This window comes from Kitasatospora misakiensis (assembly GCF_042656005.1).
Taxonomy (GTDB): Bacteria; Actinomycetota; Actinomycetes; order Streptomycetales; family Streptomycetaceae; genus Kitasatospora; species Kitasatospora misakiensis.
The window spans coordinates 1-11,579 of sequence record NZ_JBHSOF010000098.1 but is presented as its reverse complement, the minus strand read 5'-3'; the positions used below and the strand labels follow the sequence as shown (position 1 = coordinate 11,579).

At 72.0% G+C, this 11,579-nt stretch carries 7 protein-coding genes and 3 pseudogenes; 5 read left to right on the top strand and 5 right to left on the bottom strand.

All coding sequences use genetic code 11. The features are described 5' to 3' along the window. Positions 1-482: 482 nt before the first annotated feature. Entirely contained in the window at positions 483-1,781 is a 1,299-nt protein-coding gene (locus tag ACFP3U_RS36305; RefSeq protein ID WP_380230044.1) for a hypothetical protein, read from the top strand. Next, positions 1,778-2,323: a hypothetical protein gene (locus tag ACFP3U_RS36300; protein WP_380230043.1), complete on the top strand. Its 546-nt coding sequence runs from the start codon at positions 1,778-1,780 to the stop codon at positions 2,321-2,323. The genes ACFP3U_RS36305 and ACFP3U_RS36300 overlap by 4 nt, the downstream gene beginning before the upstream one ends. 57 nt (positions 2,324-2,380) lie before the next feature. Here ACFP3U_RS36300 and ACFP3U_RS36295 read toward each other — a convergent pair whose 3' ends face one another. After that, the gene (locus ACFP3U_RS36295; RefSeq protein WP_380230042.1) at positions 2,381-4,540 is read right to left on the bottom strand and encodes an ATP-binding protein; all 2,160 of its coding nucleotides are present in this window, start codon (positions 4,538-4,540) and stop codon (positions 2,381-2,383) included. Between the two features lie 283 nt (positions 4,541-4,823). Here ACFP3U_RS36295 and ACFP3U_RS36290 point away from each other — a divergent pair, with 283 nt between their 5' ends. Further along, positions 4,824-7,952, top strand: a complete 3,129-nt coding sequence (locus tag ACFP3U_RS36290; protein WP_380230041.1) for an AfsR/SARP family transcriptional regulator — start codon at positions 4,824-4,826, stop codon at positions 7,950-7,952. 166 nt (positions 7,953-8,118) lie between these two features. Then, complete coding sequence (locus tag ACFP3U_RS36285; RefSeq protein WP_380230040.1) at positions 8,119-8,244, top strand: hypothetical protein; 126 nt, start codon at positions 8,119-8,121, stop codon at positions 8,242-8,244. Positions 8,245-8,264: 20 nt separating this feature from the next. Here the strand turns inward: ACFP3U_RS36285 and ACFP3U_RS36280 are convergent. After that, positions 8,265-8,642: pseudogene (locus tag ACFP3U_RS36280) on the bottom strand (IS982 family transposase); the annotation flags it as partial. Here ACFP3U_RS36280 and ACFP3U_RS36275 point away from each other — a divergent pair. Continuing rightward, positions 8,617-8,978: pseudogene (locus ACFP3U_RS36275) on the top strand (transposase); the annotation flags it as partial. The pseudogenes ACFP3U_RS36280 and ACFP3U_RS36275 sit on opposite strands and share 26 nt — an antisense overlap. An 84-nt stretch (positions 8,979-9,062) precedes the next feature. Here ACFP3U_RS36275 and ACFP3U_RS36270 read toward each other — a convergent pair. The 3 genes and pseudogenes from ACFP3U_RS36270 to ACFP3U_RS36260 all read right to left on the bottom strand — a co-directional run. Then, positions 9,063-9,743 (bottom strand): helix-turn-helix domain-containing protein, encoded by a 681-nt coding sequence (locus ACFP3U_RS36270; RefSeq protein ID WP_380230039.1) that lies wholly within the window; start codon positions 9,741-9,743, stop codon positions 9,063-9,065. Positions 9,744-9,862: 119 nt separating this feature from the next. Beyond that, a complete protein-coding gene (locus tag ACFP3U_RS36265; protein ID WP_380230038.1) occupies positions 9,863-10,243 on the bottom strand; it encodes a hypothetical protein in 381 nt (126 codons plus the stop codon). A 1,000-nt stretch (positions 10,244-11,243) separates the two neighbouring features. After that, a pseudogene (locus ACFP3U_RS36260) lies at positions 11,244-11,579 on the bottom strand (transposase); the annotation flags it as partial.

Genomic DNA, 11,579 nt, shown 5'->3' with positions numbered 1-11,579 from the left:
CGGTCACCCGTCGCATCCGGCACGTACTTCACACAGACAACGATCCTCAAGCTCATGAGCGGTTCTCCTGGTACGGGTGCACTGGTCGGATGCACTGGTCCACGGCCTCGGAGCACGCCGAGGGTACTGAGTGCCAAGCACGGCCGACCGCGCCCCACGGGCGGCATCGCACCACCCGGACCGGCCTGCCCTGTCGGCTCTCATCGACAGCGTCAGAGGCTCTCCGGAGAGGATACGGCACTCAGTACCCCTCGTAAAGGAACTCAGTACCCTTCGGGGCTTCGCGGGAGGCCGGGAGTCGGCCGGGGGACGGGGCTGAGACGGGGCGGAGACGGGGCGGCGAGGCCTCGGCAAGGCGGCCGCAAGGTTTGCGCAAGCACCCGCCAGGGGCCGTCATGGAATCCGCCAGAACACCCGGGCACACCCCCGCCGGGGCCGCCGAGACCCGGGGCCCCGGTCCGGGATCAAGGAGGGGGAACGACATGACCTTGGTGCACGGGGAAGTCGACCACGGGGAACGCGCCGGCCGGGAACGCGAGCTCCCGCCGAACGGGCACGCGGGCCGGGGTGGTCGACCGTGGGCCACGCTGACCGACTGCAAGGAGGTGCTGGTGGTCGTGCACTCGACGGTCTACGGCCAGCGGCTGCACGACATCTACCCGCTGCTCGGCGCCGACCTGCGGGTGCACGTCCAGTTCACGGTGGCGCCGCACGCGTTCAACGCGGGTGCGGCCGCCCACGTCCGGCGGCTCGGCGGCACGGTGCTGCCCTGGGAGGAGGCCGTCCGGCGGGAGTTCGACCTCGTCCTGGCGGCCGGCTCGCAGGGGCTGGAGCAGCTGCGCGGGCCGCTGGTCCGGCTGCCGCACGGGGCCGGGCACATCAAGCTCTCGCCGGCGACGGCCGGGGACGGGCCGAGCACGACCGGGGCCGGGGACGGGCGGACCGTCGCCGGGCTGGGGCCCGAGTACATCGTCTGGAACGGGCAGCTGGTGCCCACCGCGTACGCGCTCGCGCACAAGGACGAGCGCACCGAACTGGGCCGCGGCTGCCCCGAGGCGCTGCCGATCGCCGAGGTGGTCGGCGACGGCTGCTACGACCGGATCGCCGCCGCGCTCCCGGCCCGCGACCGCTACCGGGCCGCCCTCGGCCTGCGGCCCGGCGAACGGCTGGTGCTGGTCTGCTCCACCTGGGGCAGCGGCTCGCTGTTCACCCGGCTCGACGCCGTCCTGCCGCGGCTGGCCGCCGAACTGCCCCGGCGCGGCTACCGCACCGCGCTGCTCGTCCACCCCAACGTCGCCGCCGCACACGGCCCGTGGGCCGTCCGGTCGTGGGCGACGGCCACCGCGCGCGGGGCGGTCACCGTGCTCGGACCCGAGGAGGACTGGCGCCCGCTGCTGGTCGCCGCCGACTTCGTCATCGGCGACCACGGGTCCGTCACCCTCTACGGCACGATGACCGGCGCGCCGATCCTGCTCGCCGAGTACCCGCACCGCGACGTCAACCCGCGCTCGCCCGGCGCCCTGCTCGCCCGGACCGCGCCCGCGCTCAGCCCGGCCCACCCGCTGACCTCTCAACTCACCTACGCGGCCCGGCGGTACCGGCGAGCGGAGTACGCCGCGATCGCGGCCCGGATCAGCTCCGAACCCGGCCGGTTCGACCGTCGGATGCGGCGGCTCCTCTACCGCGTCCTCGGCCTCGGTGAGCCCGCCCACGTGCCGGAGCCGCCCGCCCTGCCGCTGCCCGCACCGCTCTGGCCCTCGGCCGACGGGACCGGACGGTGACCTCGTCCAGCACCGTGCCGCACCGCGCGCTCCGCACGGTGCGGCTCGCCCCGGCCGACGGCCCGCCGCCGTCGGCCGGGGCGCCCGGCACGCGCTTCGAGGCCCGGATCCACTCCCCCGCCGGCGTCTGCCACGGGCTGCTCACCACCCTTCGGCCCGGCCGTCCGGCGGCACTGCGCGGCTGGGTCGACGAGCACCTGGCGCTCGACCTCACCATCCCCGGCGCCACCCGCTGGCGTCACCACGCCGATGTGCTCCACCTCGGCCCATCCGGTGCCGTCCGGGCCCGGGAGCGGCTCGACGCCGTCCTCCGGGCGCACCCCGGCTGCGCGGTCGCCACCGCCGAGGACGCGGACGGCGCCCTGCTCGTCCTCGCCCGGACCGGCGGCCGTCTCACGCTCCGCGCCCCGTCGCCGGGACCACGGTCGGCCGTCGGCTCACTCATCCACGCCTGGCTGACCGCAGGCGGCGCGCTGACCGACCTCGCCTCCGTCTCCGTGACCGTGCCGGCCCCCGCCCGGGGGTACCGGCGCGGCGCCTGACCTCGCGAACGGCCGCCCGTACCCGCCGGGCCCACCAGGTCCGGCGGGTACGGGCGGTCAGCCGGCGGGGGGCGGGGCGGCCAGAGCGGCCAGCGCGGCGGTGAGGCGGGTGGTGTCGGGGGCGGAGAGGGTTCGGTAGCGGTCGAGGGACTCGCCGTAGCGGGCGGCGGCCTCGGTGAGGTCGCCGCAGGCGCGGGCGAGGTCCCCGGTGAGTTCGAGGACGCGGGCCTCCCAGTGGCGGGCGCGGCCGGCGCGGAACTCGGCGAGCGCCTCCGCGTAGCAGCGCCGCGCCTCGCCGTGGGCGCCGAGCGCGGCGTGGGCCTGGCCGAGGAAGGCGAGGGCCCGGGCCGCCTCGTAGGGAGCGGGCACGGCCGCCAGGACCCGGTGGGCCTCGGTGATGACGGGGACGGCCTCGGCAGGCCGGCCCGCCGTGACCAGGACGTCGCCGAGCGCCAGGCGGGCGAGCGCGGTGCCGCGGGTGTAGCCCCGGGCCTCCCGGAGGGCGGCCGTCGTGCGGAGGCAGTCGGCCGCCTCGGTCAGCCGGCCCGCCGTGCGGTGGGTCTGGCTCAGGCCGTAGAGGGCGTCGGCCTCGACGAGCGGTTCGCCGAGCTCGCGGGCCAGGTGGAGTGCCTCGGTGAACCATTCGGCGGCCTCCTCGCCCGCGCCCGCGTTGCGCAGGCCGGTGCCGCCGGAGGTGAGCATCCGCAGTTCGCCGTCGCGGTCACCGGCCGCGCGGGCGGCGCTCCGGCCGAGCCGGTGCGCCTCGATCCACAGCCGGGCCGGGCGCAGCCTCAGGAACAACGGCCACATGGCGTCGACGAGTTGCCAGGCGGTGGCCGACCGGCCGGTGGCGGCGGCCCAGCGGACGGTGTCGGCGAGCCGGCCGGTCTCCGCGTCGAGCCAGCCGACGGCGGCCGGCTCGTCCTCGAACTCGCGGACCCGGGGCACCGGTTCGGCGCGGTAGTCGCGGCGCAGGGTGCGGTGGCTGGGGCTGAGCAGGGCCTCGGCGGCGGTGGTGGTGGCGAGGTACCAGTCGAGGACGCGGTCGACGGCGGCCCGGCCCTCGGGCCGGTCGCGCACCTCCTCGGCGCGGGCCCGGGCGTGCAGTTTCACCACGTCGTGGAAGCGGAAGCCGCCCTCCATCTCCTCCAGCAGGTGGACGTCGATCAGGCCGTCGAGCAGCCGGTCGGCCTCGGCCGGGGGCAGGTCGCCGACCGCGCAGACGATGTCGAGCGTGAAGACGGGGAACGGCAGCAGGCCGAGCAGCCGGTACAGCCGGACGGTGTCCGGCCCCAGGACCTCGAAGGACGCGTCCAGGGCGTGTCGCACGGCCTCCCCCTCGACATCGAGCGCGGCGAGGCCCTGGGAATCCTGGCCGAGGGCCTCGGCGGTGGCGGCGAGCGGCTGCACCGGGCGGGCGGCGATCCGGGCGGCCGCCAGGCAGACGGCGAGCGGGAGCCGTCCGCAGCGCTCCACCACCTGGGCGGCGGCGGTCCGTTCGCGGGCCACCCGGTCGGCGCCGACCCGCTGGGCGAGCAGTTGCACCGAGGCGTCGTCCGAGAGCAGGCCGACCGTTCGGAACACGGCGCCGTCTATGCCCAGCCCGGTGAGCCGGCGGCGACTGGTCACCACGACCACGGCGTGGTCCGAGCCGGGCAGCAGCGGGCGGACCTGGGCGGCGGTGGAGGCGTTGTCGAGCAGGACGGCGATCCGGCGTTCGGCGGCAAGCGAGCGCCAGAGGGCCGCGCCCTCGGCGAGGCTGCGGGGTACGGGCGCGATGCCGAAGGCCCGCAGGAAGCCGCCGAGCGCCTCGGCCGGGTCGGCGGGGCCGCCGGGGGCGTGGCCGCGCAGGTCGGCGTAGAGCTGGCCGTCCGGGAAGCGGCCGGCGAGCCGGCGCAGCCACTGGGCCGCGAGCGCGGTCTTCCCCACCCCGGCGGGGCCGGTGACCACCACGGTGACGTCGGCGGCTCCCGGGACGTCGTCCAACTCCCGGTCCAGGGCCGCGAGATCCTCCTCCCGCCCGACCAGGCGGCGTGGGGTGGGCGGGAGTTGGCGCGGCACGGGGAGGGTCGGGGCGGCAGGCCGCTCGGGGGTCCGGCCGTAGACGGTGAGGTGGTGGATCGCCCCGGCCTGGACGACCGAGCCGTCGACCCGGCCGCCGGACAGCGAGTTCCACGCGCCGGGGTCCGGTTCGCGCGTTCCGTCCGGCGCGCTCATCGGCGACTCCCGACGGAACGCTGATGCCGAACTCCCGGCGCTCCGAACCGATCCGGCTCCACTGGCTCCCCCTACCGGTAGAACGATGGATTGAAGTGACGGGAGTGACCGATGTGAACGAACAATCGGCAATCCCCGCATACCACATAACGCACCGTAGGACGGAAGAATGTCAATAACGCCCCACCCCCACAGCCGCACGCGGTATGGATCCTCCCCCGGCAGACGTGGGATGCTCCGCTGCGACACGGCAAGCTGGTAGCCAACCGGCGGGGGGCGTCGAGTGGAGTTCCACCTTCTGGGTGCGGTCGAACTTTCGGTGAACGGCGAGTTGTCGGCTATCCGCTCGGACAAGCGGCGCCGGCTGGTGGCGGCCCTGGCCCTGGACGTCGGGCGGCCGCTCAGCCACGAGCTGCTGGCCGTCCGGCTGTGGGACGAGGATCCCCCGCCCAGCGCGGTGGCCAGCATCTACAGCCATGTCTCCCGCATTCGAAGCCAGTTGCGCATGGCCGTCGCCGTCGAACGCCCCGGTTCGCCCCGTGAGATCCCGACCATCGAGATGCGGTCGCACACATACACACTGCATGCCGACGCCCAATTGATCGACTGGCACCGCTTCGTGGACCTTTCCAAGAACGCCCGCCAACTCGCCGACAACGGCGACGACATCCAGGCCAGGACCGTCCTGGGCCGGGCCGAGGAAATCTGGCGCGGCGAACCGCTCGCCGGACTGCCGGGCAGCTGGGCGCAGTCCACCCGCGCCACCATGGCCGACCAGCGCCTCGCCACCACCCTGCTGCGGATCGAGATCGACCTCCGGCTCGGCCGCTTCGGCGAACTCGTCCCCGAACTCACCGCCCTCCGCGAGGAACGCCCCACCGACGAGCGGATCGCCGCCCACCTGCTGGTCGCCCTGCACGGCGCCGGTCGGCAGGCCGAGGCACTCGCCGTCTACCCCGCCGTCGTCCGCCGGCTGCGCGCCGAGCTCGGCACCGGCCCCGGCGAGGCCCTCACCCGCCTGCACGAGCGGATGCTCGCCGGCGCCCCGCTGACCGGGCCCGCCGCACGAACGCCCGCCGCCCCGCGCCCGGCGCCGGCCCCCCGCGGCGGCGCCACTCCATCCGCACCGCCGGGGCGGCACATGATCGGCCGCCGGGAGGACCTGCGCCGTCTGCTCGGCGGCACCGAGGAGGCGCCTGAGGAGGCGCGCGAGCAGGCGTTCGAGGAGGCGTCCGAGCAGGGCGGCGTGGTGACCGTGTCGGCGATCCTCGGCATGCCCGGGGTCGGCAAGACCACCCTCGCGCTGCACGCCGCGCACCTGATGCGGTCCCGGTTCCCCGAGGGGTACGTCCACCTCAACCTCGGCGCCCACGCCGTCAACCGGCGCCCGCTCGCTCCCCAGGAGGTGGCCACCGCGCTCCTGCGCCGACTCGGCGTGCCCGCGACGACCATCCCCCTCGACGACGAGGAACTGTTCGCCCTGTGCACCGAGGTGCTCGCCACCCGGCGCGCGGTGGTCGTCCTGGACGACGCGGCGACCGCGTCCCAGCTGCGGCCGCTGCTGCCCACCTCGCCCGCCGCACTGGTCTTCGTCACCAGCCGCCGCCGACTGGCCGAACTGCCCGGCTCCAGAGCGGTGTTCCTGGACATCCTGCCGGTGGACGACGCGGTTGCCCTGTTCACCTCGGTGGTGGGGCGGGAGCGCGCCGACGACCGGAGCCGGATCGTCGAGATCGTCGACCGCTGCGGGCTGCTCCCGCTGGCCATCGAGCTCGCCGCCAGCCGGTTCAAGGCGCGGCCCTCCTGGACCCTCGGCCACCTCGCCCGGCGGCTCTCCCGCAAGACCGGCCGACTGGCCGAGATCCGGCACGACACGGAGAGCGTCGCCCGCGCCTTCGAGATGACGTACCGGTCACTGCCGACCGAGCAGCGGGAGGCGTTCCGCCTGCTCGGCGTCCACCCCGGGCCGGACATCGGCCTGCACGCGGCGGCGGCCCTGCTCGGCCGCCCGGTCGACGAGACGGACCACCTGCTGGAGGCGCTGCTGCACTGCCACCTGGTGCAGGAGAACGTCCCGGAGCGATATCAGCTCCATGATCTCATCCGAGAGTACGCACACGTCCTGACGCGCGACGAGGAGGGTGAGGAGGAGGCCGGCGCGGCTCTCCGGCGGCTGCTCGGATTCACCCTCCACGCGGCCGACCAGGCAGACCGACTGCTCTATCCGCACCGGTCGAGGCTCCCGCTCCCGACGCTCAGTCAATTATCAGGAGCGGAAGGGTTACTGTACGACCTTGACCTCGATTCGAACGATTCGGCGAGATCCTGGCTGGACACCGAGCAGTCCGGTCTGATCGTCCTCGCCGGCCACGCCCGGGCCACCGGCCACCCGGAGGCCGCCGCCTGGCTCGCACACGTGCTGGCCGGCCATCTGGACGCCCAGGCCTACTGGAGTGAGGCCCACGAGATGCATCAGGCCGCCGCGACATACTGGCGTTCGGTACCGAACGACCGGTGCGAGGCCCGCGCACTGATCAACCTCGGCGCCACCCTCGCCAACGCCTCCCGCTACCCCGCCGCCCAGGAGGCACTCCAGAACGGCCTGGCCCTGTCCCGCGCCGAGCAGGACGACGACGCCACGGCGGAGGCGCTGAGCCTGCTGGGGGCACTGCACTGGTACCGGAGTTCACTCACCGAGGCCCTCGCTCTGCAGCGGGAATCCCTGCAGATTCGAAGAGAAACGGGCGACCTCTGGAACACCGCGCGATGCCTGGCGAACGTCGGAATCCTGGAGAATTCCCTGGGCAATTCGGAGAAGGCCCTCGGAGCCTACGAAACGGCGCTCCCGCTGGCCCGAAGGCTCGGCAATCGGACGTTGGAGCTGAGAATTCTCAACAATCTCGGCGACCTCTACCTGGGAATTCGGGACCACGCCGCCGCGCGCGCCTCGTTCGAACAGGTCCTGAGCCTGGAGAACGGCTCGATGCCCCGTTTCGAGCTGGCCGTCGTCAGAACCAACCTCGCCGCGTCGCTCCCCGTGCCGGAGCAGCTGGAGCGCGTCCTGTCGCTGTACCGGTCGGCACTGACCACCTTCCGGTCGACCGGCAGCATCCGGCACGAGTCCATCGCTTTGGCCGGCTTCGGTGACGCGCTGCTCGCGGCGGGGCGGCCGGACGAGGCCCGCGACCAGCACGCGCTCGCACTGGAACTCGCACGATCGGTCGGCGCGGCACGCGAGGAGGTGGCAGCACTCCGGGGCCTCGGCCGATGTGAACACCTACTCGGCGCGCGCGCCCGAGCGGTCGCCCATCTGACCGAGGCCGTCGTCCTGGCAGAGCAGGCCGAAGCGGCGGAAGAGGCGGCACTGGCCCGGGCGGCACTCTCGGAAATCGGCTCCGCCGACACCGAATAGGGCCCGTCGGATTACTCGGGGCATGCCCACGACAGGAAGCCCTTTAATCCTATTATCAGCACGAACGGTCACCTGCAAGCCGGTTTGATCGAGCTGACTAGCGAATGCTAGGAATAGCATAGCAGTTGCCAAGCACTCCAAGCTGGATACAGGAGAACGACCAACCGTGTTCGAGCACACCGACGAGCTCCTCCGTTCCCCCCTTCGCAACAACCGCCCGTTCGTCCACAATCGGTCCGGCGAGGAGCCCTACGTGGACCTCGTGGCGATCTGGTGCGTGCTCTTCCGCTAGACGAGTAGTTCCGATGTCGGTCAGTGGTCGTAGGCGATCAGTGAGCGGGTGACGGGTCGGCCGGTGGTGCGGTTGTGCCAGATGACGCAGGTCATCGCCAGTAGCCGCTGACCGGCCCGGGCGCCGACACCCTCGATGGTGCGGGCGCCGTGTTGTGCGAGGACGAGCTGGCCCTCGAGGGTGTCGTTGACGGACTCGATCAGCTGGCGGACCGACTTCAGCAGCCCCTCGCTGGGACGTGGGGCAAGGGTGCGGTAGGACGGCCGGAGCAACGGGATGCCGTACCGATCGAGGGATCGGTCAAGTTCGACGAAGACGTAGCCCGTGTCGGCGAGGATCAGCAGGCCCGGACGCTCTTCGACAAGGTGGGGCTCGGTCTCGACGATCGCGGCCGAGCTGAACCGCAGTCCCTCCACGGTCAGCCGCGAGATCCACCGCAACGGCCATCCGGGCAACCGCGCCTACCGTCCGCACGCGGCCCAGGCCCCGCGCCGAGGCCCCGTAGGCCGCGCCCCAAGCCCGGCAGGATCGCCACCAACGCCGAACTGCGGGACTTCATCCAGCACCGCCTGGACAGGAAGTGGAGCCCGGAGCAGATCTGCCAGGCTCTGCGGGACACCTTTCCCGAACGGCCGGAGATGCACGTGGTCCACGAGACCGTCTACCAGGCCCTCTACGTCCAAGGACGCGGCGAACTGCGCCGCGAACTGGCCGGCGCCCTGCGCACCGGCCGCCCAGCAGCCTGCATGGGTTCGAGGTGCGTTCGGCACGCTTCGCTGGGAACCCACGTGGGGGATGTCCGGTGAACCGCGTGTACCTCAGCGACGGCCGGCCGTAGTCCGACCGATCGCGGACCTGGTGGTCACTGCCCGGTTGGATTGGAGCTGAACTGGCGGGGCGGCTCGACCGCCGAGCTGCACTCGCCTGAGCTGGCGGTGGGGTTGGTCGGGCTCAACACGGTGGAAGAGCGCAAGCCAACTTTGTTGATCTTCGGCCGAGATGCCGCAGCCCCTCAAGATCTCCAGGAAGTGGGCCACCGTCAGGGCCCGGCGGCCTGCGAGCACTTCGCCGAGGGTGTTGTGTGAGTAGTTGGCCTCGCGGGCCATGTCCCGCAGGCTGAGCCCCTGGTAGCGCCGAAGGGCCACTAAGGCGTCCAAAAGCTCGGACACGGTCTCGATGTCGGTGATAGCCGTCAGGCGTCCGCCTGTGGCCCAGTGCGCGCGTGCGCGGGCCTCCACGGTGCCGACCGCGACGCGATCGTGGGCGAACGCATCGGCGTGGACCGTCTGTTGCAGCCACGTCCAGGTCTGCTGCCAAATCGCGATGGGCTCACCGCAGGCAACCGCCCAACCGCGAATGGTGCGCCAAGTCATGCGGGTGTCGGCGTTCTGCGCTGCAGAGAGCGAGCCAACCGAGACGCCGCTTCGCCGGGACATCTCCTCCAGGCTCGGCCCCCCAGCGCGAAGCCGTGCTTCACGAAGAAGGTGGGCGATGGTCACATGCGGGTCTTTGCTGCGCTTTGGCAGTGGGTACGAAATGCGGGCCACGGTTCCAACCCCCTCCCGGCCCATGCCCCGGGGGCAGGCCGACGGCCTGCCCCCGGGGCACCGAAGTCGGGCTAGTTGGAGATGCGGTAGATCAGCCCGGCTGCGAGCCCACACCCGGCCACCACTCCGAAGGCCTCGGTCGGCGTGCGGCCGCAGAGGATCAGCGTGACGACGGCCGCCGTGGTGATGGCGAACACCGCGACCGCGGCACCCGGGAACCGCCAAAGCCCGGTCGGCTGGACGACGGGAGGGGTCGCGATCGGCATGGTGATGCCCGCCGGCCAGAAGGCCGGAACGGTCGCGCCGTCGGCCAGGACGATGCCGACGGGCGTGGCGCCGGCCGGCTCGTTGGAGAACGCGGGGACCGCCTGCGTGCCGAGGGTGGCCAGGCGGTCAGCCGGCGCGGAGGGGCCGACCGGCTGGGGGGAGCTCGGCTGAGTGTTGTGGATCATCGGAATCGTTTCTCTACTCGCTAGTAGTTTGCCGGGACGTGAGGCCACCGATCTCCCTGTGCCTCCCACCGTTGGCGCGGTGGGACGGCGAAGACGGCTGCACCCTCGACGATCCTTGTCTGCTGATCGTCCGCGAGTCAAGCTGATCTACCGCACTGGGAACGGCAGTTGAAGACGGATCAGGAGTTCCTCAGATTCGTCACGAGCGCCGAGGATGCCCCTCGGCGGACTTGGCATGAACGAAGCGGGTAAGGCCATGTCATGGACGCGACTCGGCCGATCCGCCCGCCCGTCATCGACATGGCCCGGGCCCCCGCCCTTTGTCGCGAGTGCAACTCGCATCCACCTTCGAGTGCTCAGCGTGATTCATCGCGGTCTTCCCAGTGGTCGATCGCCCGCGGTCCCTGTGGTGACTTCAAGTGCAAGGAGTTCCGCAGTCAACGGATGTTCTGGGGCTCTGCCAACCTGGCACCTGGGGCACAAGTCCCGAGGCCAGAGCCATAGATCTTCAAATCTGTCACGCCGCAGGGCTGGTTTTCTTGCATGCTGACAACACATCAAGCAGACTGTCCTTAGCTTCGCTGTTCCCTATAGGCGATAGCTATGCCCTCTTGCAGGTGCTCCTGCAGGCGCGAACTTCGTTTCTTTGCCGGGACGGAACGCTCCAGGGGATGTTGAGTGTGGACTGTTGGCGCAGGTCACACTCGGTGTGGCGTACCGATGGATGTTGGTACCGCCACTCCGATCTTTTGCTGCTGGCATGCGCCTTTGCGTATCGCTGGCGTCCCGCCTTACGCTCCCGCTGCGGGAATATGAATAGCTGGTCTGAGTATTTGGATTCTGGCCAGTCGCAGGTGATGGCCCTAGTGGCTTGTGCTGACCAAGCCAGGTCATTAGGGCCGGGCGTGGTCCGGCGCTGGCGCGAGAGGTTCTGCCTAGCAACCTGCGGTGATCGCACGGGACTTGGCCGTCCTTCTCAGGGCACCATGCGACTGTTACCCCTTTTGCCGGGCTTCTCCGCCTCGTCGGCGGCCTTCTCCAGGGCCGCCAGAGCGTCCGACTCCAGGTGCATCCCGGCAGCGCCGTGGCGTGCCCGCGCGGTGATGGAATCCACGCTGACCAGCGACAAGTCCATCTCGCTCCGCTTCGCGGCCTCCGCGATCAGCCCCTCCAGCAGGGCTTAGAAGACGCCGGCGTCCCTCCAGACCCGGAAGCGACCGTAGACCGTCGGCCAGGGACCGAACTCGGACGGCATCTCCCGCCTCTGGGCGCCGGAGCGGACCTCTAGACCCGTACTTCGCGGGTCGCTGATTCGTATGGTGTGACCGGTCCGGGA